24 protein-coding genes are annotated in these 25,350 nt (G+C 59.8%); 12 read left to right on the forward strand and 12 right to left on the reverse strand.

Going from position 1 to position 25,350, the window contains the following annotated elements:
• Positions 1-50 precede the first annotated feature (50 nt).
• The 5 genes from prpF to HBO05_RS15715 form a co-directional block, all read right to left on the reverse strand.
• A complete protein-coding gene (gene prpF, locus HBO05_RS15695) occupies positions 51-1,241 on the reverse strand; it encodes a 2-methylaconitate cis-trans isomerase PrpF (RefSeq protein WP_169954253.1) in 1,191 nt (396 codons plus the stop codon).
• A gap of 11 nt (positions 1,242-1,252) precedes the next feature.
• Complete coding sequence (gene acnD / locus HBO05_RS15700) at positions 1,253-3,847, reverse strand: Fe/S-dependent 2-methylisocitrate dehydratase AcnD (protein ID WP_172313232.1); 2,595 nt, start codon at positions 3,845-3,847, stop codon at positions 1,253-1,255.
• A 202-nt stretch (positions 3,848-4,049) separates the two neighbouring features.
• Positions 4,050-5,177 (reverse strand): 2-methylcitrate synthase, encoded by a 1,128-nt coding sequence (gene prpC, locus HBO05_RS15705; RefSeq protein ID WP_170057721.1) that lies wholly within the window; start codon positions 5,175-5,177, stop codon positions 4,050-4,052.
• Positions 5,178-5,218: 41 nt separating this feature from the next.
• The gene (gene prpB / locus HBO05_RS15710; RefSeq protein WP_169954256.1) at positions 5,219-6,112 is read right to left on the reverse strand and encodes a methylisocitrate lyase; all 894 of its coding nucleotides are present in this window, start codon (positions 6,110-6,112) and stop codon (positions 5,219-5,221) included.
• Entirely contained in the window at positions 6,109-6,819 is a 711-nt protein-coding gene (locus tag HBO05_RS15715) for a GntR family transcriptional regulator (RefSeq protein ID WP_170043297.1), read from the reverse strand. The genes prpB and HBO05_RS15715 overlap by 4 nt, the downstream gene beginning before the upstream one ends.
• A 272-nt stretch (positions 6,820-7,091) precedes the next feature.
• Between HBO05_RS15715 and HBO05_RS15720 the strand changes: the two genes are divergently transcribed.
• The 4 genes from HBO05_RS15720 to pabB all read left to right on the forward strand — a co-directional run bounded on the left by HBO05_RS15720 (position 7,092) and on the right by pabB (position 11,609).
• Positions 7,092-7,628 carry an ATP-dependent zinc protease gene (locus HBO05_RS15720; RefSeq protein WP_038442340.1) on the forward strand — a complete coding sequence of 179 codons (537 nt, stop codon included), beginning with the start codon at positions 7,092-7,094 and terminating at the stop codon, positions 7,626-7,628.
• Positions 7,629-7,633: 5 nt separating this feature from the next.
• Positions 7,634-9,166, forward strand: a complete 1,533-nt coding sequence (locus HBO05_RS15725; RefSeq protein ID WP_169954258.1) for an inactive transglutaminase family protein — start codon at positions 7,634-7,636, stop codon at positions 9,164-9,166.
• The gene (locus tag HBO05_RS15730; RefSeq protein ID WP_170057719.1) at positions 9,166-10,152 is read left to right on the forward strand and encodes an alpha-L-glutamate ligase-like protein; all 987 of its coding nucleotides are present in this window, start codon (positions 9,166-9,168) and stop codon (positions 10,150-10,152) included. Before HBO05_RS15725 ends, HBO05_RS15730 begins: the two co-directional genes overlap by 1 nt.
• 113 nt (positions 10,153-10,265) lie before the next feature.
• Complete coding sequence (gene pabB, locus HBO05_RS15735) at positions 10,266-11,609, forward strand: aminodeoxychorismate synthase component I (RefSeq protein ID WP_169954260.1); 1,344 nt, start codon at positions 10,266-10,268, stop codon at positions 11,607-11,609.
• 250 nt (positions 11,610-11,859) lie between these two features.
• Here pabB and thrH read toward each other — a convergent pair whose 3' ends face one another.
• Positions 11,860-12,477: a bifunctional phosphoserine phosphatase/homoserine phosphotransferase ThrH gene (gene thrH, locus HBO05_RS15740; protein ID WP_029298307.1), complete on the reverse strand. Its 618-nt coding sequence runs from the start codon at positions 12,475-12,477 to the stop codon at positions 11,860-11,862.
• A 154-nt stretch (positions 12,478-12,631) separates the two neighbouring features.
• Between thrH and HBO05_RS15745 the strand changes: the two genes are divergently transcribed.
• The 3 genes from HBO05_RS15745 to HBO05_RS15755 all read left to right on the forward strand — a co-directional run bounded on the left by HBO05_RS15745 (position 12,632) and on the right by HBO05_RS15755 (position 16,139).
• The gene (locus HBO05_RS15745; RefSeq protein ID WP_057960355.1) at positions 12,632-13,366 is read left to right on the forward strand and encodes a phosphoadenylyl-sulfate reductase; all 735 of its coding nucleotides are present in this window, start codon (positions 12,632-12,634) and stop codon (positions 13,364-13,366) included.
• A 500-nt stretch (positions 13,367-13,866) separates the two neighbouring features.
• Positions 13,867-15,396: an NCS1 family nucleobase:cation symporter-1 gene (locus HBO05_RS15750; RefSeq protein ID WP_172313235.1), complete on the forward strand. Its 1,530-nt coding sequence runs from the start codon at positions 13,867-13,869 to the stop codon at positions 15,394-15,396.
• Between the two features lie 14 nt (positions 15,397-15,410).
• Positions 15,411-16,139: an aspartate/glutamate racemase family protein gene (locus tag HBO05_RS15755; protein ID WP_172313237.1), complete on the forward strand. Its 729-nt coding sequence runs from the start codon at positions 15,411-15,413 to the stop codon at positions 16,137-16,139.
• Positions 16,140-16,153: 14 nt separating this feature from the next.
• On the opposite strand, the gene HBO05_RS15760 is transcribed toward HBO05_RS15755, so the two are convergent.
• Together HBO05_RS15760 and HBO05_RS15765 are read right to left on the reverse strand one after the other, a co-directional pair.
• Positions 16,154-16,636 (reverse strand): anti-virulence regulator CigR family protein, encoded by a 483-nt coding sequence (locus HBO05_RS15760; protein ID WP_172313240.1) that lies wholly within the window; start codon positions 16,634-16,636, stop codon positions 16,154-16,156.
• Between the two features lie 79 nt (positions 16,637-16,715).
• Entirely contained in the window at positions 16,716-17,639 is a 924-nt protein-coding gene (locus HBO05_RS15765) for a LysR family transcriptional regulator (RefSeq protein WP_169954265.1), read from the reverse strand.
• Between the two features lie 125 nt (positions 17,640-17,764).
• Between HBO05_RS15765 and HBO05_RS15770 the strand changes: the two genes are divergently transcribed.
• Entirely contained in the window at positions 17,765-18,511 is a 747-nt protein-coding gene (locus HBO05_RS15770) for a 3-oxoacyl-ACP reductase family protein (protein WP_172313243.1), read from the forward strand.
• A gap of 61 nt (positions 18,512-18,572) precedes the next feature.
• Here the strand turns inward: HBO05_RS15770 and HBO05_RS15775 are convergent, their stop codons facing one another.
• The gene (locus tag HBO05_RS15775; RefSeq protein WP_170043292.1) at positions 18,573-19,262 is read right to left on the reverse strand and encodes an HAD-IA family hydrolase; all 690 of its coding nucleotides are present in this window, start codon (positions 19,260-19,262) and stop codon (positions 18,573-18,575) included.
• 115 nt (positions 19,263-19,377) lie between these two features.
• On the opposite strand from HBO05_RS15775, the gene HBO05_RS15780 reads away from it, so the two are divergent.
• Both HBO05_RS15780 and HBO05_RS15785 read left to right on the forward strand, forming a co-directional pair.
• Positions 19,378-19,734 carry a DUF2784 domain-containing protein gene (locus HBO05_RS15780; protein ID WP_169954268.1) on the forward strand — a complete coding sequence of 119 codons (357 nt, stop codon included), beginning with the start codon at positions 19,378-19,380 and terminating at the stop codon, positions 19,732-19,734.
• Positions 19,735-19,829: 95 nt separating this feature from the next.
• Complete coding sequence (locus HBO05_RS15785) at positions 19,830-20,489, forward strand: aminopeptidase P family protein (RefSeq protein WP_262381421.1); 660 nt, start codon at positions 19,830-19,832, stop codon at positions 20,487-20,489.
• Between the two features lie 5 nt (positions 20,490-20,494).
• Here the strand turns inward: HBO05_RS15785 and HBO05_RS15790 are convergent, their stop codons facing one another.
• The 3 genes from HBO05_RS15790 to HBO05_RS15800 all read right to left on the reverse strand — a co-directional run bounded on the left by HBO05_RS15790 (position 20,495) and on the right by HBO05_RS15800 (position 23,563).
• On the reverse strand, positions 20,495-21,505 hold the full coding sequence (locus tag HBO05_RS15790) for an alpha/beta fold hydrolase (RefSeq protein ID WP_172313246.1): 1,011 nt from the start codon (positions 21,503-21,505) through the stop codon (positions 20,495-20,497).
• A gap of 322 nt (positions 21,506-21,827) precedes the next feature.
• Positions 21,828-22,253 (reverse strand): response regulator, encoded by a 426-nt coding sequence (locus tag HBO05_RS15795; RefSeq protein WP_169954270.1) that lies wholly within the window; start codon positions 22,251-22,253, stop codon positions 21,828-21,830.
• A gap of 80 nt (positions 22,254-22,333) precedes the next feature.
• A complete protein-coding gene (locus tag HBO05_RS15800) occupies positions 22,334-23,563 on the reverse strand; it encodes an EAL domain-containing response regulator (RefSeq protein ID WP_172313248.1) in 1,230 nt (409 codons plus the stop codon).
• A 450-nt stretch (positions 23,564-24,013) separates the two neighbouring features.
• Here HBO05_RS15800 and HBO05_RS15805 point away from each other — a divergent pair, with 450 nt between their 5' ends.
• Positions 24,014-24,592 (forward strand): fimbrial protein, encoded by a 579-nt coding sequence (locus tag HBO05_RS15805; protein ID WP_169954272.1) that lies wholly within the window; start codon positions 24,014-24,016, stop codon positions 24,590-24,592.
• Between the two features lie 50 nt (positions 24,593-24,642).
• Positions 24,643-25,338 carry a molecular chaperone gene (locus tag HBO05_RS15810; RefSeq protein WP_169954287.1) on the forward strand — a complete coding sequence of 232 codons (696 nt, stop codon included), beginning with the start codon at positions 24,643-24,645 and terminating at the stop codon, positions 25,336-25,338.
• Positions 25,339-25,350: the final 12 nt, after the last annotated feature.

A 25,350-nucleotide genomic window follows, 5' to 3' on the forward strand; every position in this document is an offset into this window, starting at 1 on the left:
CGCGGGCAAGCCCGCTCCCACACAAGCCCACTCACACATGGGGGCCGGCTTTAGAATGCGTCGCCGGGCACGCGCACGTAGCCTTCCATCAAGACCCGTGCACTGCGGCTCATGATGGCCTTCTTCACCACCCATTCGCCGTTGACCTGGCTGGCCTCTGCGCCCACGCGCAAGGTGCCGGACGGATGCCCGAAGCGCACCGCATTGCGTTCCACACCGCCCGCCGCGAGGTTGACCAGTGTCCCGGAAATCGCCGCCGCCGTGCCAATCGCCACCGCGGCCGTGCCCATCATCGCGTGGTGCAGCTTGCCCATGGACAGCGCCCGCACCAGCAGGTCCACATCGCCGGCCTTGATCGCCTTGCCACTGGAGGCCAGGTAATCCGCAGGCTTGGCCACGAACGCCAGCTTCGGTGTGTGCTGGCGCTGGGCCGCTTCGTCCAGGTGCTTGATCAGGCCCATGCGCAACGCCCCATGGGCCCGCACTGTCTCGAACATGGCCAGGGCTTTCGGATCGCTATTGATCGCGCCTTGCAGCTCGGTGCCGGTGTAGCCGAGGTCTTGCGCGTTGATAAAAATCGTCGGGATCCCCGCGTTGATCAGCGTCGCCTTGAAGGTGCCGACACCCGGCACTTGCAGGTCGTCGATCAGGTTGCCGGTGGGGAACATCGAACCGCCGCCGCCCTCTTCTTCGGCTGCCGGGTCGAGGAATTCCAGTTGCACTTCGGCCGCCGGGAAGGTCACGCCATCCAGCTCGAAGTCGCCGGTTTCCTGCACCGCGCCGTCGGTGATCGGCACATGGGCGATGATGGTCTTGCCGATATTCGCCTGCCAAACCCGCACCACGGCCACGCCGTTAGAGGGGATACGCGCAGCGTCCACCAGGCCAGCACTGATGGCGAATGCACCCACCGCTGCCGACAGGTTGCCGCAGTTGCCGCTCCAGTCGACAAAAGGCTTGTCGATGGACACCTGGCCAAACAGGTAGTCCACGTCATGCTCGGCGCGGGTGCTCTTGGCGAGGATCACGGTTTTGCTGGTGCTCGACGTGGCACCGCCCATGCCGTCGATCTGCTTGTCATAGGGGTCGGGGCTGCCGATCACCCGCAGCAGCAGGGCATCGCGCGCCGCCCCCGGGACCTGGGCCGATTCGGGCAAGTCCTTGAGGTTGAAAAACACGCCCTTGCTGGTGCCGCCACGCATGTAGGTGGCGGCGATCTTGATTTGCGCTACGTGTGTCATGGTTATCCTCTTCAGGCGGTCGCCGCCGATTCCAGGAAGTCCTGGGCAAAACGCTGCAACACGCCGCCCGCCTCGTAGATCGACACTTCTTCGGCGGTGTCCAGGCGGCAGGTCACTGGCACTTGGACACGTTCGCCATTCTTGCGGTTGATCACCAGGGTCAACTGCGCACGCGGGGTGCGCTCGCCGATTACGTCATAGGTTTCGCTGCCATCGATCTGCAGAGTCTTGCGGTCGGTGCCCGGCAAAAATTCCAGGGGCAGCACGCCCATGCCCACCAGGTTGGTGCGGTGGATGCGTTCGAAGCCTTCGGCGGCAATCGCTTCCACACCCGCCAGGCGCACGCCCTTGGCCGCCCAGTCGCGGGACGAACCCTGGCCGTAGTCGGCGCCGGCAATGATGATCAGCGGCTGCTTGCGCTCCATGTAGGTTTCGATGGCTTCCCACATCCGCGTGACCCGGCCTTCCGGTTCGATGCGCGCCAGGGAACCCTGCTTGACCTTGCCGTTTTCCTGGACCATTTCATTGAACAGCTTGGGGTTGGCAAAGGTCGCGCGCTGGGCGGTCAGGTGGTCGCCACGGTGCGTTGCATAGGAGTTGAAGTCGACTTCCGGCAAGCCCATTTTCGCCAGGTATTCGCCGGCGGCGCTGTCGAGCATGATCGCGTTGGACGGCGACAAGTGGTCAGTGGTGATGTTGTCCGGCAGCACCGCCAGCGGGCGCATGCCCTTGAGCGGACGCGCACCGGCCAGGGCGCCTTCCCAGTACGGCGGACGACGGATGTAGGTGCTTTGCGGGCGCCAGTCGTATAGCGGGGTGACTTTCGGGCCGGTGTCTTCATGGATCGCGAACATCGGGATGTAGACCTGGCGGAACTGCTCAGGCTTGACCGATGCCTTGACCACCGCGTCGATTTCTTCGTCGCTCGGCCAGATGTCCTGCAGGCGGATTTCCTTGCCGCTCGCGTCCAGGCCCAGTACGTCTTTTTCGATATCGAAACGGATGGTGCCGGCAATCGCGTAGGCCACCACCAGCGGTGGCGACGCCAGGAACGCTTGCTTGGCGTACGGGTGGATGCGCCCGTCGAAGTTGCGGTTACCCGAGAGCACGGCGGTGGCGTACAGGTCGCGGTCAATGATTTCTTGCTGGATCACCGGGTCGAGTGCACCGGACATGCCGTTGCAGGTGGTGCAGGCGAAGGCAACGACGCCAAAACCCAACTGCTCCAACTCGCTGGTCAGCCCGGCTTCGTCGAGGTACATGGCCACGGTTTTCGAACCCGGGGCCAGGGATGACTTGACCCACGGCTTGCGGGCCAGCCCCAGCTTGTTGGCATTGCGCGCCAGCAGGCCGGCGGCGATCACGTTGCGCGGGTTGCTGGTGTTGGTGCAACTGGTAATGGCAGCGATGATCACCGCGCCGTCGGGCATTTGCCCCGGCACGTCGTCCCATTGCCCGGAAATGCCCTTGGCCGCCAGGTCGCTGGTAGCCACACGTGCATGCGGGTTGCTCGGGCCGGCCATATTGCGCACGACGCTGGACAGGTCAAAGCTCAGGCCACGCTCGTATTGCGCCCCCTTGAGGTCATCGGCCCACAGGCCGGTGTGCCGTGCGTACTGCTCGACCAGGGCGACTTGTTCGTCTTCGCGACCGGTGAGCTTGAGATAGGCGATGGTCTGCGCGTCGATGTAGAACATCGCCGCCGTGGCGCCGTATTCCGGTGCCATGTTGGAGATGGTGGCGCGGTCGCCCAGGGTCAGGGCCGAAGCGCCTTCACCGAAGAACTCCAGCCAGGCACCGACGACTTTCTGCTGGCGCAGGAACTCGGTCAGGGCCAGCACCATGTCGGTGGCGGTGATGCCCGGTTGCAGCTTGCCCGTCAGTTCGACGCCAACGCTTTCCGGCAGGCGCATCCACGACGCGCGGCCAAGCATCACACTCTCGGCTTCCAGGCCGCCGACGCCAATGGCGATCACGCCCAGGGCGTCGACGTGGGGGGTGTGGCTGTCGGTGCCGACGCAAGTATCCGGGAAGGCCACGCCGTCACGCACCTGGATCACCGGGGACATTTTCTCCAGGTTGATCTGGTGCATGATGCCGTTGCCCGGCGGGATCACATCGACGTTCTTGAAGGCCTTTTTGGTCCACTCGATAAAGTGGAAACGGTCTTCGTTGCGGCGGTCTTCGATGGCGCGATTTTTCTCGAAGGCCTGTGGGTCAGAACCACCGGCCTCGACCGCCAGGGAGTGGTCGACGATCAGTTGGGTCGGCACCACCGGGTTGACCTGGGCCGGGTCCCCCCCTTGCAGGGCGATGGCATCACGCAGGCCGGCGAGGTCCACCAGGGCGGTCTGGCCGAGGATGTCATGGCATACCACACGGGCCGGGAACCAGGGAAAGTCGAGGTCGCGCTTGCGTTCGATCAACTGGCTCAGGGACGCGTTGAGCGTCGCCGGGTCGCAGCGGCGCACCAGGTTTTCGGCGAGCACGCGGGAGGTGTAGGGCAGCGTGGCGTAGGCACCGGGGGTGATGGCCTCGACAGCCGCACGGGCGTCGAAGTAATCCAGGCGGCTGCCGGGGAGCGGTTTGCGAAATTCAGTGTTCATCGTCAGGACTCGGTCACGGTAGTTACAGAAGGAAGACCTGTACCGACCCAGAATTGGAATGAGGTCAAAATGTGGGAGCGGGCTTGCTCGCGAATGTGGTGTGTCATTCAACACATTCAGTGACTGTTACCCCGCATTCGCGAGCAAGCCCGCTCCCACACTTCTGATTCGGTTACCAATTCGGGATTGTCGGTCTCCTCATTCAGCGACGTTCGATTGGCACGAACTTGCGCTGCTCGACGCCGATGTACTCGGCGCTTGGACGGATGATGCGGTTGTTGGCACGCTGCTCGAACACATGCGCCGCCCAGCCGGTGAGGCGCGAGCAGACGAAGATAGGCGTGAACAGCTTCGTCGGGATGCCCATGAAGTGGTACGCCGAGGCATGGTAGAAGTCGGCGTTGGGGAACAGTTTTTTCTGTTCCCACATGGTTTTGTCGATGGCTTCGGAGACCGGGAACAGCACCTTGTCGCCCACTTCATCGGCGAGTTTTTTCGACCAGCCCTTGATCACTTCATTACGCGGGTCGTTGTCTTTATAGATCGCGTGGCCAAAGCCCATGATCTTGTCCTTGCGCTCCAACATGCCAAGGGTGCCTTTCACGGCTTCTTCGGCCGAGGAGAAACGCTCGATCATTTCCATCGCCGCTTCGTTGGCGCCGCCATGCAGCGGGCCGCGCAGCGAGCCGATGGCGGCGGTGACGCAGGAATATAAGTCGGACAGGGTCGAGGCACACACACGAGCGGTGAAAGTCGAGGCGTTGAACTCGTGCTCGGCGTACAGGATCAGCGACACGTTCATGACTTTTTCGTGCAGCGGGCTCGGCTTCTCGCCGTGCAGCAGGTGCAGGAAATGCCCACCGATGCTCGGCTCGTCGGTCACGCAGTCGATGCGCTTGCCGTCATGGCTGAAGCGGTACCAGTAGCACATGATCGCCGGGAACGCGGCCAGCAGGCGGTCGGTGACATCGCGCTGCACGCTGAAGTCTTGTTCCGGCTCGATGTTGCCGAGGAACGAGCAACCGGTGCGCATCACGTCCATCGGGTGGGCGTCGGCGGGGATGCGCTCCAGTACTTCCTTGAGCGCCTGGGGCAGGTCACGCAGCTTGCTCAGCTTGGCGCTGTAGGCCGCCAGCTCGGCCTTGCTCGGCAATTCGCCGTACAACAGCAGGTAGGCGACTTCTTCAAACTGCGCGTCGGCGGCCAGTTCACGCACGTCGTAGCCGCGATAGGTCAGGCCGGCACCGGCCTGGCCCACGGTGGACAGTGCCGTCTGCCCGGCCACCTGGCCACGCAGGCCGGCGCCACTGAGTACTTTTGCTTCAGCCATGGTTCTTCTCCAATTTTGTAGTTATCTGGGAGGCGCTGCGCTTATTTCTTGGCGGCGAACAGCGCGTCGAGCTTCTGCTCGAAGGTGTGGTAGTCAATGCGATCGTAAAGCTCCATGCGGGTTTGCATGGTGTCGATCACGTTCTGTTGGGTGCCGTCGCGACGGATCGCGGTGTAGACGTTCTCGGCGGCCTTGTTCATGGCGCGGAATGCCGACAACGGGTACAGCACGATGGAAACATCGGCAGATTTCAACTGTTCGGTGGTGTACAGCGGCGTCGCGCCGAATTCCGTGATGTTGGCCAGGATCGGCGCCTTCACACGGGAGGCGAACAGCTTGTACATCTCCAGCTCGGTGATGGCCTCGGGGAAGACCATGTCGGCGCCGGCCTCGATGCACGCGGCAGCGCGTTCCAGGGCAGACTCCAGGCCTTCCACGGCCAGGGCGTCGGTGCGCGCCATGATCACGAAGCTGTCATCGGTGCGGGCATCCACGGCAGCCTTGATGCGGTCGACCATTTCCTGCTGCGAGACGATTTCCTTATTCGGGCGATGGCCGCAGCGCTTGGCGCCCACCTGGTCTTCGATATGGATCGCGGCGGCGCCGAACTTGATCATCGACTTGACGGTACGCGCCACGTTGAACGCCGAGGAACCGAAACCGGTGTCTACGTCCACCAGCAGCGGCAGGTCGCATACGTCGGTGATCCGGCGCACGTCGGTCAGCACGTCATCCAGGCCGGTGATGCCCAGGTCCGGCACACCCAGGGAGCCCGCGGCGACACCGCCACCAGACAGGTAAATGGCCTTGAAACCGGCGCGCTTGGCCAGCAAGGCATGGTTGGCGTTGATCGCGCCAACCACTTGCAGCGGGTGTTCGCTGGCTACCGCATCACGGAAACGCTGGCCTGGGGTGCTGTTTTTATCGGAACTCATGACTCACCTCTCGAGGGGGCGCCGTCGGGGAAGTGACGGGCGATATTGCGTTTGGAAGCGCCGATATGACGGCGCATCAACAACTCGGCCAGTTCACCGTCGCGATCGGCAATCGCGTCAAGAATGCGGTGATGCTCGGCAAATGCCTGGCGTGGACGATTGGGGGTGGCGGAGAACTGGATGCGGTACATGCGCACCAACTGATACAGCTCGCCGCACAGCATCTGGGTCAAGGTGCGGTTACGCGCGCCCTGGATGATCCGGTAGTGAAAGTCGAAGTCGCCTTCCTGCTGGTAATAGCCAACACCGGCCTGGAACGCAGCATCGCGCTCGTGGGTGTGCAGGACCTGGCGCAGTTCCTCGATTTCTGCGTCGCTCATGCGCTCGGCGGCCAGGCGGCAGGCCATGCCTTCGAGGGACTCGCGGATTTCGTAGAGTTCCACCAATTCCGCCTGGCTCAGGGACACCACCCGCGCGCCGACATGGGGCACGCGCACCAGCAGGCGCTGGCCTTCCAGGCGGTGGATCGCCTCGCGCAACGGGCCACGGCTGATGCCGTAGGTGCGCGCCAGCTCAGGTTCAGAGATCTTGCTGCCGGGGGCTATCTCGCCCTTGACGATGGCGGCCTGGATACGACGGAAGACGTTCTCGGACATCGTCTGGGAATCGTCCTGCCCTGCCACCGGAATTTCCAGCTGATCCAGCATGATTGTCGACACCTTTAAAAGCAATGCCGCAAAAACTAGCCAATCAGCCCCTGATAGTCAAAGAATAAATGCACATTGTCGACAATCGTCTAATAATCCGCCCTGCACGCGACAAGGCATGGCCGGCTGCCAGCGCTGGCGCCAGAAAACCTTCATGTTAGAATGCCCGCCGCATTTGCCTGACATCTCCGGATGAAAAGGCGCACGAGGGAGCTTGCGCAGCAATGCCAGTCGCCTTGAATCAAACATCGCACTGCACCGCCTCAGGATCTATGAGACTCAAGCCCTTCCCCCTATTGTTCTGCCTACTGATGTTTCCGGGCCTTGGCATCGCTGCCGAGAAGACGGTTTACGGCCTCAATGAATACGCCAAGCTGGCGGGCATTGACCTGGAAGTCGCCGCCAAGCTCGACACCGGCGCCAAGACTGCGTCCTTGAGTGCCCGGGATATCAAGCGCTTCAAGCGCAATGGTGAGTCCTGGGTCCGCTTCTACCTGGCCATCGACACCGCCCATTCGCACCCCATCGAGCGCCCCCTGGCCCGCGTCAGCAAGATCAAGCGCCGCGCCGGCGACTACGACCCCGATGAGGACAAGAACTACACCGCCCGTCCGGTGATTGCCCTGGACATCTGCATGGGCACCGCTTTACGCAGCATCGAAGTGAACTTGACTGACCGCAGCGCCTTCCAATATCCGCTGCTGATCGGCTCCGAAGCCTTGAAACGCTTTGATGCGCTGGTCGACCCCAGTCTTAAATACGCAGCGGGCAAACCTGCCTGCGCCACCGACGCTCATACCGCCGAGTAATTCCAATGCGCTCTCTTACTATGCACCTGAAGATTCTGATCGCCGTCCTGGTGGTACTGGGCATTTCGGTCACGGCCTATCAGATCTTCGTCCTCGGCATCCCGGTGACCGAAGACGCCACTGACGACCTGTGGAACATCGACGCCAAGGTCGAGTTCGTCGCCAATGCCAAGGACCCGGTCAAGGTCCAGATGTTCGTGCCGCCCCTGAGCCGCGACTTCGTCAGCCTCAATGAGAGCTTCATCTCCAATAACTATGGGGTGAGCGTCAACCGCATCGACGGCAACCGCAAGGTCACCTGGTCGGCCCGGCGCGCCAAGGGCAACCAGACCCTCTACTACCGCCTGGTGCTGACCAAGCGCTACAGCGGCGAGAAGGTCAAGGTCAAGGGCCCGACCTTCCGCGACAGCATTGCCGTGGAAGGCCCGGAAAAAATCGCCGCCGAGGCCCTGCTGGCACCGATCCGCCAGCACTCGGCCGATGTCGAGACGTTTATCAGCGAAGCCATCAAGCGCACCAACAACCTTAACGACGATAACGTCAAGCTGCTGCTGGCGGGCGATCCGTCGACGCCCCACAAGGCCAAGATCGTCGAGTTACTGCTGTCCATCGCCCACGTGCCGGTAGAAAAAGTCCACACCATCCGCCTGGTGGCCGACCAACCGCAAACCCCGGAGCTGTGGCTGCGCAGCTTCAATGGCAACGACTGGCTGTACTTCAACCCGGAAACCGGCGAACAGGGCCTGCCCTCGGACCGCCTGCTGTGGTGGACCGGCGATGAAAACCTGATCACCGTCGATGGCGGCAAGAAAGCCGCCGTGACCTTCAGCCTGAACAACAGCGAGATGAACGCGATCCGCCTGGCCAAGCTGACGGACGAGAACACCGACGCCAACTTCCTCGAATACTCGCTCTACGGCCTGCCGCTGCAAACCCAGCAGACCTTCATGATCATGGTGATGATCCCCATTGGCGTGCTGGTGATCCTGATCCTGCGCAACCTGATCGGCCTGCAAACCCTGGGGACATTCACCCCGGTGCTGATCGCCCTGGCATTTCGCGAGACGCAGCTGGGCTTTGGCATCGTGCTGTTTACCGTGATTACGGCGCTCGGGCTGTCGCTGCGCTCGTACCTGGAGCACTTGAAGTTGCAGATGCTGCCGAGGCTGTCGGTGGTGCTGACCTTCGTCGTGGTGCTGATTGCGGCCATCAGCCTGTTCAGCCACAAGCTGGGCCTGGAACGCGGCCTGTCGGTGGCGCTGTTCCCGATGGTGATCCTGACCATGACCATCGAACGCCTGTCCATCACCTGGGAAGAGCGCGGTGGCGGCCATGCGATGAAAGTCGCGATTGGCACCCTGTTCGCCGCGTCCCTGGCCCACATCATCATGAGCGTGCCGGAGCTGATCTACTTCGTGTTCACCTTCCCGGCGATCCTGTTGATCCTGGTGGGCTTCATGCTGGCCATGGGTCGCTACCGTGGCTACCGCCTGACCGAGCTGGTGCGTTTCAAGGCCTTCCTCAAGGCTGATTCGTAATGTTCGGGTTCTGGAAGACCTGGAAGGCCCTGGAGGCGCGGGGCATCATGGGCATCAACCGGCGTAATGCCGACTACGTGCTCAAGTACAACAAGCGCAGCCTGTATCCGATTGTCGATGACAAGATCATCACCAAGGAGCGGGCGATTGCGGCCGGGATCCATGTGCCAGAGATGTACGGGATCATTTCCACCGAGAAAGAAATCGACAAACTCGACGAAATCATTGGTGGCCGTAGCGATTTCGTGATCAAGCCGGCCCAGGGCGCCGGCGGCGACGGCATCCTGGTGATCGCCGACCGCTTTGAAGGGCGCTATCGCACTGTGTCCGGCAAGATCATCAGCCATGAGGAAATCGAGCACCAGATCTCCAGCATCCTCACCGGCCTGTATTCCCTGGGCGGCCACCGTGACCGCGCACTCATCGAGTACCGCGTGGTACCCGACCAGATCTTCAAGAGCATCAGCTACGAAGGCGTGCCGGATATCCGCATCATCGTGTTGATGGGCTACCCGGTGATGGCCATGCTGCGCTTGCCGACCCGCCAGTCCGGCGGCAAGGCCAACCTGCACCAGGGCGCGATTGGTGTCGGTGTGGACCTGGCCACCGGCCTGACCCTGCGCGGCACCTGGCTGAACAACATCATCACCAAGCACCCCGACACCACCAACGCGGTGGACGGTGTGCAACTGCCCAACTGGGACGGTTTCATGAAACTCGCCGCCGGCTGCTACGAGTTGTGCGGGCTGGGTTACATCGGCGTGGACATGGTGCTGGACCAGGAAAAAGGCCCGCTGATCCTGGAACTCAATGCCCGGCCGGGGCTGAATATCCAGATCGCCAACGATTGCGGCCTGACCTTGCGCACCCATGCGGTAGAAGCTCGCCTTGAAGAGCTGAAGGCGGCGGGCGTGACGGAAACGGCTGAAGAACGCGTGCGGTTTGCCCAGGAAATGTTTGGGCATATTCCACCGGTAGAAGGCTGAATAACCCACCCGGCCGCGCCCCTCAACCAACAATCCCCGACATCCCCTCTAGGAGCAAATCCTACAGGGGACTACAATCCCCTCCCCCGCGCCCATGGCTGATACACCCCCGCATGTCGACCTGCTCCGTACACCCGCTGCCCTACCACGCCAACCCCGCCGAGTATTTTGCGGCGATCCGCCATGCGCCTGGCGCCGTGCTGCTGGACAGTGGCCGGCCGGCAGCCGAGCGTGGTCGTTATGACCTGCTCAGCGCCTGGCCGGAAGCAACGTTGGCGGTGTGGCCGGATGAAAGCGGTAGCGATTTCCTGGAGCGTCTGAGGGAAAACCTGACGCTGCTGGGTGACGCCAGCCTGCCCGCGCCTTATGAACTACCGTTTGCCGGCGGCTTGATCGGCTACCTGAGCTACGACTTTGGCCGCCACCTGGAACAACTCCCGCAGCAGGCAATCGATGACATCGGCCTGCCCGACGCACGTTTTGGCCTCTACTCCTGGGCGTTGATCAGCGACCACCAGGCACGCACCAGCCAGTTGGTGTTCCACCCGAAACTGCCGCAAAGCGAACGGCAAAGGCTGCTGGACCTGTTCCGCCACCCTGCCGCCCACACCCCGGCCAGCTTCAAGCTGCACAGCCGAATGACCCCAGACCTGAGCGCCGCCGCCTATGAACAGGCCCTGGCGCGGATCCAGGACTATATCCAGGCGGGTGACTGTTACCAGGTCAACTTTGCCCAACGCTTTCGCGCGGCGTGCAACGGCGATCCCTGGGTCGCCTATTGCGCCTTGCGGGCCGCCTGCCCGACGCCGTTCTCGGGCTTCCAGAGCCTGCCGGATGACGGCGCGGTCGTGAGCCTGTCACCGGAACGCTTCGTGCGGATCAGCCAGCGCCAGGTGGAAACCCGCCCGATCAAGGGCACCCGCCCCCGAGGGCGAACACCCAACGAGGATGCAGCCAACGCCGCCGAACTCCTGGCCAGCCCCAAGGATCGGGCAGAGAACCTGATGATCGTCGATCTGTTGCGCAATGACCTGGGGCGCACCTGCCGCACCGGCTCGGTCAAGGTGCCGGAGCTGTTCAGCCTGGAAAGCTACCCGAATGTGCATCACCTGGTAAGCAGCGTCACAGGCGAGTTGGCTGACGACAAAGACGCCCTGGACCTGATCGCCGGCAGCTTCCCCGGCGGCTCGATTACCGGCGCACCGAAGATCCGTGCAATGCAGATCATCGACGAACTGGAACCGACCCGGCGCGGGCTGTACTGCGGCTCGCTGCTATACCTTGACGTACGCGGCGAGATGGACAGTTCCATCGCCATCCGCAGCCTGCTGGTCAAGGACGGCCAGGTCTGTTGCTGGGGTGGCGGCGGGATCGTCGCCGATTCCCAGTGGCAAGAGGAGTACCAGGAATCGATGACCAAGGTGCGGGTGTTGCTGGAGACGCTGGAAGGGCTGTAAGCGCATATCCCACTGAATCAGAACCGCCGTGGACCGTACTGGAGCGCAAGGATAGCGTCTGCCGTCCGTGAGGGATCACATGGCGCAACTGCTTGTTGCCCTGATCGTTTTTGTCGCTTGCGCCGTTGAAGCACAGCCCTTTTTCGAGGGCCTCATCGTGAGCAAGCCCACCTTCGACTGCGTTCCCAAAGGATAAACACGGTCGAAGGTGGGCTTGCTGGCGACGAGGCATCCAGCCCCGCTAAATCACTTACAGGCTCAACGAACGATTCGAAGCCTTGATGAACTCCCGCTTCAAGTCCTCAAAGGTATGCACCGCCGGAAATTGCGGGAACTCGCGGATCACGTTTTCCGGTGCATGGAACAGAATCCCACGGTCCGCTTCACCGAGCATGGTGGTGTCGTTGTAGGAATCGCCCGCAGCGATGACCCGGTAGTACAGGGTCTTGAAGGCCAGCACCGACTGGCGCTTGGGGTCTTTCTGGCGCAATTGATAGCTCACCACCCGGTCATTTTCATCGGTAATCAGGCGGTGGCAAAGCAGGGTCGGAAAGCCCAGCTGACGCATCAACGGCTGGGAAAACTCATAGAAGGTGTCCGACAGGATCACCACCTGGAAGCGCTCGCGCAGCCAATCGACGAACTCGATCGCACCTTCCAGCGGCTTGAGCGTGGCAATCACTTCCTGGATATCCGACAGCTTCAAGCCGTGCTCGTCGAGAATCCGCAGGCGCTGCTTCATCAGCACGTCGTAGTCGGGAATGTCCCGGGTGGTGGCCCGCAAGGATTCAATACCGGTTTTTTCAGCGAAGGCGATCCAGATTTCCGGAACCAGCACCCCTTCCAGGTCGAGACAGGCAATTTCCACAAGACACTCCCATTTGGATTTTTTTTCAGTTGAGCGAGCAAAAGGACTGCCGAACTCTAGCGATTCGCGCTGGCCGCCGCAACGCAGGGCGGATTTTGTTAACATCCCACTCCTATAGAGCGCTCAGCGCCACTGACCTGTAGGAACCGTCCTGATGAACCAAGCCTTCGACGTCGCTGAACTCGCCGCGACCTATGCCAACAAGTCCGCCCAGGACATCCTCAAGCTGGCGTTCAGCCAGTTCGGCGATGACCTGTGGATTTCCTTCAGCGGTGCCGAGGACGTGGTGCTGGTGGATATGGCCTGGAAACTCAACAAGAACGTCAAGGTCTTCAGCCTCGACACCGGCCGCCTGCACCCGGAGACCTACCGGTTTATCGAGCAGGTGCGCGACTTCTACAAGATCGATATCGAATTGATCTCGCCAGACCAGAGCAAGCTGGAACCCTTCGTCAAGGAAAAGGGCCTGTTCAGCTTCTACAAGGACGGCCATGGCGAATGCTGCGGCGTGCGCAAGATCGAACCGCTGCGCCGCAAACTCTCCGGCGTACGTGCCTGGGCCACCGGCCAGCGCCGCGACCAGAGCCCCGGCACTCGCAGCCAGGTGGCGGCCCTGGAAGTCGATAGCGCGTTCTCCACGCCCGAGCGCACCCTCTACAAGTTCAACCCCCTGGCACAAATGACCAGCGAAGAAATCTGGGGTTATATCCGCATGCTCGAACTGCCGTACAACAGCCTGCACGAACGCGGGTTTATCAGCATCGGCTGCGAACCCTGCACCCGCCCGGTGCTACCGAACCAGCACGAGCGCGAAGGCCGCTGGTGGTGGGAAGAGGCAACCCAGAAGGAGTGTGGGCTGCACGCGGGAAATATCATCAGCAAGGCCTGAAGCCTGGCCTGCCAAGCATGTCGCAACAAACTCGTGTGGGAGCTGGCTTGCCTGTGATCGCATCACCTCGGTGTAGTTGAATACCGGGATGATGCGATCACAGGCAAGCCAGCTCCCACATTTGTTTCCATCGACCATAAAACCTGTACACACAAACGTTACAACCAGTGCCATTTTTGTGTGCACTTTAATAATTACGCACCGAAAAGTTACACCCTGTTTTTGCCTACTTCCTACATCCTCCATTCCCACAATCCCGCAAAAAAATAAATACCTGTTCAAACGGTCAATTTATAACTGTTTAAATTCAGCCAATTATTAATAAACCCTGCAAAAACGAAATTAGCCGAACTTTTGATAGATGAAAACCTGGCACACAAGTGGCTAAGGGAGTTGAAGTCTTTGTATACAACTTCAACAACAACCTTCATACACTTTGTGTCCGCACGCTAGCCGCGCCTTACCCACGCGCTCGCTGCAGATGCCAGGAGCCTGCCGGAATGCGTACAACTCTGCCCAACACTCTCGCACTGGATCTGCCCTCCTCCACAGCAATACCCACGACCCCCAACCTCGGGCCACTGGTACTCAGCCCGCGCCTGCACAACAAGGACCTGGCACCCACCGAGGCCGAAGGCCGGCGCTGGGGTGGCTATAGCATTTTTGCCCTGTGGACCAACGATGTGCACAACATCGCCAACTATTCATTCGCCATTGGCTTGTACGCTCTGGGCCTGGGTGGCTGGCAGATTCTGCTGTCCCTGGGGATCGGCGCGGCGCTGGTGTATTTCTTTATGAACTTGTCGGGTTACATGGGCCAGAAAACCGGCGTGCCATTCCCGGTGATCAGCCGGATCAGTTTTGGCATCTATGGCGCGCAAATACCTGCGCTGATCCGGGCCGTGATCGCGATCGCCTGGTTCGGGATTCAAACCTACCTCGCATCAGTGGTGTTCCGCGTGCTGTTGGTGGCGATTCATCCAGGGTTCGCCGACTACGACCACAACTCGATACTCGGCCTCTCAACCCTGGGCTGGGCCTGTTTTGTGATGATCTGGTTCGTGCAACTGGTGATCCTGGCCTACGGCATGGAAATGGTCCGGCGCTACGAGGGCTTTGCCGGCCCGGTGATCCTGCTGACCGTTGCGGCACTGGCCGGCTGGATGTATTTCCAGGCAAGCGGCACTATCGCCTGGTCAATCCGCGAGCCCCTGAGCGGTGGCGAGATGTGGCGCAATATCTTCGCCGGCGGCGCCTTGTGGCTGGCGATCTACGGCACCCTGATCCTCAACTTCTGCGACTTCGCCCGCTCATCGCCCTGCCGCAAGACCATCAAGGTCGGCAACTTCTGGGGCCTGCCGGTGAACATCCTGGTGTTCGCGATCATCACCATCCTGTTGTGCGGCGGGCAGTTCCAACTCAATAGCCAGGTGATCGAAAGCCCCACCCAGATCATCGCGGCCATTCCCAACACCTTCTTCCTGGTGCTGGGCTGCCTGGCATTCCTGATCGTCACCGTGGCGGTGAACATCATGGCCAACTTCGTTGCCCCAGCCTTTGTATTGAGCAACCTGGCGCCCAAGTATCTGAATTTCCGGCGTGCGGGGCTGATCAGCGCGTTCCTCGCGGTGCTGATCCTGCCGTGGAATCTCTACAACAGCCCGCTGGTGATTGTGTACTTCCTCTCCGGCCTGGGTGCGCTGCTGGGCCCGCTGTATGGCGTGATCATGGTGGATTACTGGCTGATCCGTAAGGGCCGGATCGACGTGCCGCAGCTGTACAGCGAGGCCCCCAACGGGACGTATTACTACAGCCGCGGGGTGAACATGCGGGCGGTCGCCGCGTTTGTCCCGGCTGCGGTGATTGCCATTGTGCTGGCGCTGTTGCCGGGTTTTGCCAGTGTCTCGCCGTTCTCCTGGCTGTTTGGCGCGGGGATTGCCGGGGTGCTGTATCGCCTGATCGCCAAGCGCCAGCCGTTCTATGCCGATATCAGCGGCGAGAGCATCGCTGTCGACAACGTCAGTCATTGATCAGGGAGCATTCCATGCGCATTCTCGTCGTCAACGTCAACACCACCGAATCCATCACCCAAGCCATCGCCCAACAGGCGCGCAGCGTTGCGGCAGCGGGCACCGAAATTGTCGGCCTGACCCCGTTTTTCGGCGCCGAGTCGGTGGAAGGCAATTTTGAAAGTTACCTGGCAGCCATCGCGGTGATGGACCGGGTGATGGCCTACGACCAACCATTCGATGCGGTCATCCAGGCCGGCTACGGCGAACATGGCCGCGAAGGCCTGCAGGAACTGTTGAACGTGCCGGTGGTGGATATCACCGATGCCGCCGCCAGCACCGCAATGTTCCTTGGCCATGCTTACTCGGTGGTCACCACGCTGGACCGCACAGTGCCGCTGATCGAAGACCGGCTCAAGCTTTCCGGGCTGTTTGAGCGCTGTGCCTCGGTGCGCGCCAGCGGTATGGCGGTGCTGGAACTGGAGGAACACCCGCTGCGGGCCATGGAGGCCATCGTGCGCCAGGCCGAGCTGGCCATCAGCGAAGACAAGGCCGAGGTGATCTGCCTGGGTTGTGGCGGCATGGCCGGGCTCGATGAGCAGATCCGCCAGCGCACCGGCGTGCCGGTGGTCGATGGCGTGACTGCAGCGGTAACCCTGGCCGAATCCTTGGTGAGGCTGGGGTTGTCGACGTCGAAGGTGCGCACCTATGGAACACCCCGGCCAAAGACCATCATCGACTGGCCTGGCAGGTTCGCACGCTGAATCGCCGATCTCGATCAGTTCAAGACGTCATTGAGCACTTCATAAATGATCCCGGTGGCAATCGTCACCAGGATCAGGTCGGTGCCAGCCTGTTGCCATTCGTAGCCGTCGTAATGGGGCAGGCGCCCCAACAGGCGTCCATCGAGTTTCTTGGCGATTCCCGGTGGCAGGGGTTTGCCACGGGCCAGGTTTTTCTGGATGCCTGGCGGCAGGGACGAACCACCGCGCCAGTAGTCGCGGCTGTCACCAAGGATTACCCGCACACCCCCGATATCAATTTGCGGGCCGCTGTAATGGGCGCCTGCACCCTTCTTGCCACCACCCTGGCCCTGATTACCCTGGCCGCCACCCTTATTGCCATGGGCACTGCCTTTGTCCTTGCCGTTGCCGTTGCCATTGCCATTGCCATTGCCATTGCCGGGATCGGCCAGCAGCGCCGGGGAGCCTGCAATCAACGCCAGGCTGGTAAATACGAGTAAAGCGCGTGATATGGACATGATCGGTCTCGACAGTCGCAAGCCCCATTGGCCCGTATCAGCTTAGAACACTAGCGGGCAGCGAGTTCAGCAGTGAGTGCTATACCGCGCTGAACCGCTGCGCCAACTGCTGCTGGGCAAACTGCTCGAGGATGAAGTCGACGAACACTCGGGTCTTGCCCGGCAGCAGTTTGTGCTCGGCGTAGTACAGGGAGATGTTGCCGTCATCGACGTACCAGTCGGGCAGCACCCGCACCACGGCGCCACTGTCGAGGAACGGCACAGCCATCGGCATGCTGACCAGGGCAATCCCCAGGCCTTGGGTGCAGGCGCAGCACGCGGCTTCGGAGTCGCCCATGGTCATGCGTGGCTTGAGCATCAGGGGCCGCTGTTCGCGGGCGCGGTTGGTCAGTTGCCAAGTGCGCACGCGGCCGGTTTGCGGCGAGCGAATCAGGATGCCATTGCACAAGCCCAGGTCTTCGGGAACACGCACGGGCAGGCGCTTGGCCAGGTAATCGGGCGAGGCCACCAGAATCCGGTGGGCCGGGGTCAACTTGCGCGCGACCACGCCCTGGGGTAGCTCGAACCCGCCGCCGATGGCGGCGTCGAAGCCCTGGCCGATCAGGTCGACCTGGCGATTATCAAAATGCCAATCAGGGCTGATATCGGGAAAGCGCCGCAAAAACTCCGCCAGCAACGGCACCACATAACGGTTGCCAAATACCGTGCCCATACTCACCTTGAGCGTGCCCACCGGCCGGCCTTCGGCGCTGGCCAGGTTGGCCACGGCATTCTGGATGGTGGTGAGGCTGGCGCTGACCTCTTGCAGGAACAACTTGCCGGCTTCGGTCAATGTAAGCCGCCGGGTGCTGCGCTGGAACAGCCGCACCCCCAGGCGCGCTTCAAGCTTAGCCACGCTTTTGCCGACGGCCGCCGGCGTCAGGCTCAGGTGCCGCGCCGCTTCGGCAAAGCTGCCGCCTTCGGCGCTGCGCACGAAGCATTCGATACTGCCGAAGCTCTCCATACCACCTCACTCTAAACTTTTGGTTTACACAGACTATAGCAATCACGGTCTACCGAGGGATGCCCGCGAGGTCGATACTCGGCAACAACACAAGGCATTCGCGCCTTGCCTAATTGGAGATCGACATGACCACGCAAAATCTCAGCGGCAAAGTTGCCTTGATCCAGGGCGGTTCCCGCGGTATCGGCGCCGCCATCGTCAAGCGCCTGGCCGCGCAAGGTGCAGCCGTTGCCTTTACTTACGTCAGCTCTGCCGCCAAGGCCCAGGCCCTGCAGGACAGTGTGATCAGCGATGGCGGCAAGGCCCTGGCGATTCACGCCGACAGCGCCGATGCCGTGGCCATTCGCAATGCGGTCAACGCCACGGTCGAAGCGTTCGGGCGCCTGGACATCCTGGTGAACAACGCCGGGGTGCTGGCGGTCGGCCCGCTGGAAGAGTTCAAACTGGAAGACTTTGACCAGACCCTGGCCATCAACGTGCGCAGCGTGTTTATCGCCACCCAGGAAGCGGCGCGGCACATGGGCGAAGGGGGTCGCATCATTAATATCGGCAGCACCAACGCCGAGCGCATGCCCTTTGCCGGCGGCGGCCCGTATGCCATGAGCAAGGCCGCGCTGGTGGGCTTGACCAAAGGCCTGGCGCGCGACCTGGGGCCACGGGGAATTACCATCAACAACGTGCAGCCGGGCCCGGTGGACACCGATATGAACCCGGCCAACAGTGAGTTTGCCGAGAGCCTGATTGGCTTTATGGCGGTGGGCCGTTATGGGCAGGTGGCAGAGATCGCCAGCTTTGTTGCCTACCTGGCAGGGCCGGAGGCGGGCTATATCACCGGGGCCAGCTTGACTATTGATGGTGGCTTTAGCGCCTGATTGCAGTGTGCTATCGGGCGCCATCGCCGGCCGCCGGCGCCTACGCAGGCGCCGATAGCTTTCAGCGCATCGGTGGCAGGCCGTAGGCCGCCAGGTCGAAGTCCGCGAGTTTGCGGATGATCTGGTCGGCATGAGCGTACTTGCTGTCGGCCATGGCCTCATCAGGCACGGCGATGGCCGTCATGTTCGCAGCCTTGGCTGCGGTCACGCCAAACGGTGAGTCTTCAAACACCAGGCAATCCTCGGGCGCAACGCCCAGGCGGCGGGCAGCGGTGAGGAAGATGTCTGGCGCAGGCTTGGCTGCGCCGACTTCCGGGTCGTCGGCGGTGACGATGGTGCCGAACAGGCCAAACCACTCCCGGTGCAGCGTGGTCTTGTGGCCAAACGAATTGCGCGACGAACTGGTGCCCACGGCTATGGGGATATTGTGCGCACTTAAATGCCGCACCAACGCCTCGGCGCCCGGCATGCCCAGCGCCTTGGGAAAACGCTCGCTCATCAACGGCTCACGGATGCGCAGGAACTCCTCGGGAGTGATCGGCAAGTCCAGCGCCTTGACCACATACTCGGCCAGGTCCTGGGCGCCACGGCCGATGATGTGCTGCTTGATGCCCCAGTCGTAGGTACGGCCATAGCGTTCGGCAATAATCTGCGTGACTTGGGTATAGATGCCTTCAGTGTCCAGCAACAACCCGTCCATATCGAAAATCACGGCCTTGATCGGGCCGACAGCAGTACGCGATGCGCTCATCACAAAAGATCCGTGGCAAAGGACTAAAAGGATTCAGCACAATAACGGCCCTGCCAGCCTGCAAGCAACCCATTATCCCTTAGACTGGCGCCCTAACCGTTCAAGCGAACCCGATATGCTTTTGCGCATTGCCGCCGACAGCCTGGTGCTGTTTCACCTGTGTTTTATCCTGTTTGTGCTGTTCGGTGGCCTGCTCGCCCTGCGCTGGCGCCGGGTCATCTGGCTGCACCTGCCCGCCGCCGCCTGGGGCATGGCCGTCGAGTTCTTCCATCTGCCCTGCCCCCTGACCCGCTGGGAAAACCTGCTGCGCCACCTCGCCGGGCAAGAAGGTTATGGCGCGGGTTTTATCGAGCACTACATCATTGCCCTGATCTATCCGGCGGGCCTGACACCCCAGATCCAACTGGGCCTGGGCGCCCTGGTCCTGCTGATCAATATTGCGGTGTATACGCGCCTGGCCAGGCGCTCGTAGCCTGGCTTCGTTGCATGCATGGGTATCCCGATCACTACCGCTCGCTATATAGTAAAAGATATAGCGATTAGCCAATAAAAATCGAGGATACCCCGTTGAACGCACCTTCGAAGGAAGCCGTGGGCGCCGCCTACAGCATCGACTCCATGCGCCACGCCCAAGCCATGACCTGGCGCGCCATCGAGCAATTGTCCCAGCAGATCCGCCCCGGCATGCTCGAATCCCAAGCCCGGGAACTGGGCAAGCAGGTGCTTGCCGATCTGGACATGCAACGCATCTGGCACCCGCTGCTGGTGCGATTTGGCGCCAACACCCTCAAGACCTTCAAGCAACGCTCCGACGGCGACCCGGTACTAGCCGAGAACGACATCTTCTTTATCGACATGGGCGCAGTGTGGCAGGGCCATGAAGGCGACGCCGGCGCCACCTTCACCACCGGCAGCGACCCACAAATGGCCGCCTGTGCCAGCGCAGCCAAAGCGCTGTTCGAGCGGGTGCAGTTGCGCTGGAAAACCGAAAAAGTCGTCGGCCTTGAGCTCTATCGCTATGCCCAAGAACAGGCCCGGGACATGGGCTGGGAACTGAACCTAAGCATCAAGGGGCACCGCGTCAGCGACTTCCCCCATGCCATCCACCGTGGCGGCGACCTGGGGGATTTCGAACATTACCCCAATGAAGGGCTGTGGATCCTGGAGATTCAGATTGCCCACCCGAGCAAGGCTTATGGGGCGTTTTATGAGGATTTGCTGGCCTAGCCTGTTTAACGAGCCAGAAATTCAACAATCAGGGAAGTGACCTGCTGCTGGATCACCTCACGCGGGCGGGCACCTTCGCCATCGCGGCAGATCATGCCGTCGCCTGGCGAGCTTTTTTCAATCAACGCCTCCCCGCCCGGCTTGCACACGGCCATAAAACTGAAGTGAGTGGCGTCGCTGATTTCGACATAGCGCGTCGATGCCGGGGGCAGGCGCTTGGCCAAGTCAGCAGACTCCAACTCAGCGGGAAGCTCTGTTGAGGGCACGCCCGCAGCAATCACCAACGTCGGCACCGGCAACGCCGCCAGGCTTTGATCGGTAAACCCACGCGACAGGCCCAGGTCCAGCGAAACAATGGCAGTGACCCGCTTGTCACTCAAATCCTCTGCCAACGGCGCCTGCGCGGGGTTCAACTGCTGGTAGACCGCGCAAGGGGCCAACTGCCGGTGAACCTTGCAGTCCTCGGCAAAACGCTCGGGGTCGAAACGGGCACCGGCGACTTCCAGCGCCGTCCAACCACCCAGCGAATGACCCACCACTGCAATTCGACCGGGCAGCACCTCGCCAAACTGGTTTGGCTGCGCCAGCACTGCGTCGATAGCGCGGCGGATATCCACCGGCCGCTGCCATAACTGCGCGGCGGCACGAGCGCTGCGGTCCTTACTGGTAGTGCCAGGATGATTGACCGCCGCCACGATAAAACCCCGCTGGGCCAACGCACTGGCCAACCACTCCTGATTGCCCCAACTGCCGCCGAAACCGTGGGAAAGCACCACCAACGGATGCTCACCCACCGCCGCAGGCGCATCACGCACGGCCAGGGCACTGAAAAACACCGGGTTGTCGTCGATCACCTTTGGCGTGGCGGTAATGGAGCTGGGATACCAGACCACCATCTCCAGCGGGCGCTCGTTGTTGGGGTCTGGCAAGGTCGAGGCTTGGAAGCCGACAGGGTTACTGGCAAAAACGGTGGAAGTAACGCAGGTAAGGAGCAGAGCGATTAGGGCTGCTTTCAATGGGAATCTTCCTTGATGGGATGCAATGCACGGCAGACACTGCGCGTGTGGCCACATTATTCCCATATCGCTGGTTTTCATGCAGCAAAAACCACAAACCCCCGGCTTTCTCTAGGAAAACCGGGGCGATTCAAACGGCTTCGTCCGTACATTCACAGCATTCGCGGGCGATGGCGAGAGCAAAGTGCAACAGTCAATAGTTCCCTTAAAACTGGAAATCGACTGCGAGTCTGATGTTTTGTCCAGCGATGCATGGACGGCTTGATGCCGGAAATGGAAATGTCTACGAGCCCTGTTCGGTAATCGCTATAACGGTCTGAGTTCAAAGCACCCTGCGCAAACGAATACTACGTGTGGGTTGAACTTTTGGTGGGTCGATCGTGCGCATAAGGCTTCTTATCGCCCGCTCATCAGGTGTTCGCGTGAGTTTACTAATTACTTTTGATCCCGGCGCCGGGACTGTCACCAGGTTGTCAACTGGGAGGCCGTCATAAACTAACGTATGACGAACAGCCGGACAGTTCATAAAAAAATCATCCAGGCTAAATGTTACATCTACTCCCAAAGCACTGTTTATCACCAAAAGGTCAAAGGGCTCGACGGCGTTTTCAACCATTGCCAACAATTCCGCAAATGTTTCCACGGGTGCGATTCGGTGATACCCCTGCTGATTCAGCATTTTCTCAATACTCAACCGTTGTGCAGGTTGATCGTCAACAACCAAAATTCGTAAATAGGGGGTCGGCATTCTTGATCCTTGTAAATTGCGAAAGCACGCAGTAACTGCATGCAGACAGCGATGCAGGCCTACAAACTGATGCCAACGTGTTATCGGGGTGTGAGCGAGCGCAACCTTCGCTCCTCGGGATTTGGGTAACGCGATTGAAGCCAACTTTCCAGGCCGTGCTTCGTCATCGGTTTGGCAAAAAAGTAGCCCTGACCATGCACGCAGCCAAGATCCACTAATTGGTGGTGTTGTTCCTGGGTTTCGATACCCTCAGCCACCACCGTCATACCTAAGGACTCTCCTAACGCGATGGTGCTGCTGATGACAGCCCGGGAACGAGGCCCATCACCCAGTGACTGAACAAACTCACCGTCCAGCTTGATCTCGTTGAAAGGCCACTGACACAAACGTTGCAATGACGAAAAACCACTGCCGAAATCATCAATGGATAGCCGGCATCCCATCATGCGCAGCCGCACGAGATTTTCCATGCAGGTAGCTGAAGCTTCCACAAGGCCTGTTTCGGTCAGTTCGAAAGTGACGCCGGCTCCAGGCAACCTGAAACTCGCCAGGGTTGCTTTAATCCTTGTGACCAAAGCCGCATTGGAAAGCTGTGAAGGTTGCAGATTGAATGCAATGTTCAAAGGGGTTCCGTGCATCAAAAAATACCGCTGCAACTGCAACCCTTGATCAAACTGGGCGAAAAACAACTCATCCATCAAGTTGCAACGCTCAAGAGTCGGCATAAAAACGACCGGTGAAACAACGCCACCGGTTGGGTGGTTCCAGCGCGTCAGAGCCTCGACACCTGATACCTCATTGCTCAACAGATTGATTTTGGGCTGAAAGTAAGTCTCCATCTGCGCGCATTCCATTGCACGGCGGACCTGCGCTTCATCAGCTACCAAATCGATGTTAGGGGAATCCGATGGGGTAGCCGGCTGATTCAAGTAGTTTTTCAGCAACCTGCTCAACGTATCAAACTGCAGAGGCTGCCCCAGCTCCCCCAACATTCTCAATCCTAATAAAGGGATCAGTTTTGTGGCGGCTCTGCGCACGTCCTCCGCAAGCGAACTGTTGACAATGACCGACTTGACTAAACCGTTCTGTGCCGAGCACCGTAAAAAATCGAGGCTATCGAGGCCGTGCATACGTAGATCGCATAACACAACATCTACGGGCCCGACGCTTTGCAGGGTGTGTAGCGCATCCAGCGCCGAGAGAGCACTGAACACCGACTCACAGCCCAATTGCCGCAACATATTGACGGAGATTGCTCGTTGAAAAAAATTGTCGTTCAAGACCAGAACACGTAATGGTAGTACTTGCATGAATAGCTCTCCGGAATACGGTAAAACTTTAATTTTCTATACTCCTTAACTTTCGAGTGCTTTTCCCTTCCTCTAAACATGACGTACTACACGCGGGTCAAACACGTATCTTGGTGCTTTAGTACGATCTAGTTGGATTCCTTATTATCGCTATCCTTCACCGTGCAAACGCCTAGAAATCTCCCGCCACAACGTAGGAAATTTCTCACAGAAAGAAATACGGAATGACCGCTCGCGTCCGAACGTCACGAGGAAATTTCCTACAATTCAGAAGGAACGAGACTACACACACCTTCATTCCCCCCAGACAAACTATTGCCAATTCGATCTGCACCATACAACCACTACGCAACGTTAGTGCTCGTCGAAGTTGGTTTCTACTCTGCAGAGATTCACTGGTCTTGCAAGGTAAAAACCTAATACGTACCTTAACCAAGCAATGGAATTTTTATGATCAAGCACGCTTTCTCCCTGGTAGCACTGACCGCCGCACTGACCTCTGCAAATGTAATGGCTGCCGACAACGCCGCCGGTGGTGTTATTTCCTTCAGTGGCGCAATTACCGACACTACTTGCACTATTAACGGCGGTAAAAGTGCAGACTTCACCGTTGCCCTGTCGCCTATCTCTGTTAACGACGCCGGCACCACTGTTGGCCCGCTGACCAAAAACAAAAAATCGTTCTCGCTGACCTTCTCGGGTTGCACCCCAGCAGCAGGAACTGCTGGCACTCCATTGAAAATGTATTTCTCGTCCGCAGATAACATTTCCACAGACGGTAAGTTCTTGCTGAACAACACAGTCAACGAAAGTGATGCTGCTGTTGCCAAAAACGTCGGCTTCTCGTTGGCGAAACCAGGTTCCACCACACCGATCCAATTGAACGTGCCGTTCAACACGCTCATCAGCGGAGCCGGTACAACACCTGAAACACTAGTACTTGATGCGTACTACTACAAAACCAACACCGCCGCCGCCAAAGTTGGTGCCCTTAGCTCCAACCTGACCTACACCATTTCCTACTTGTAATACAACCCGTGTGCCAGGCCCATCCCATGGGCCTGGTTCAGGAAAACATCATGATAAAGCAACTAGTTTTAGCAGGGTTACTACTTGGCTCGGTGTCTGCGCAGGCCAACATTATCATCAATGGCACTCGGGTGGTTTATCCAGAAGCAAACAAAGATGTGATAGTTCAACTCATCAATAATGGGAGTGACTCATCCTTGGTACAAGCCTGGATAGATGATGGCGACATCAACTCCACGCCGGAAACAGCGAATGTTCCGTTTCTGCTATCTCCGCCGGTTGTCAAAGTATCCGGCGATAGCGGTCAACAGCTCCGAATTACAAAAATCGGCGCCCCACTGGTTGCGGATCGGGAGTCTGTTTTCTTTTTAAACGTGCTGGACATCCCGCCAACTCCAGAAAATTTGCAGGGTGCAAACACACTGCAACTGGCGATCAAGTCTCGCATAAAAATGTTCTATCGCCCGAGCGGACTAAAAGAGAAAGCCAGCAGCAGCGTCGAAAAAATCGAACTGCAAGCGGTCGCGAAAGGTTTTAACGTGATCAATAAAAGCGCGTACTTTTTCACACTCGCCAACATTGACCAGCACGATAAAAAACACCTGCTCGTTGACTCAGTCATGGTCGCTCCTTTTTCCTCCGCATTCGTCGAGAGCAAAGAGTCCGTCAGTAAAAATACACCCTACACCATGATGTATATTGATGATTTGGGTGCCTACAAAACTAAAGCTGTAGTATCGCACTAAGGTGAAGCCCCA

It is taken from the genome of Pseudomonas sp. WS 5079 (genome assembly GCF_012985465.1).
Taxonomy (GTDB): domain Bacteria; phylum Pseudomonadota; class Gammaproteobacteria; order Pseudomonadales; family Pseudomonadaceae; genus Aquipseudomonas.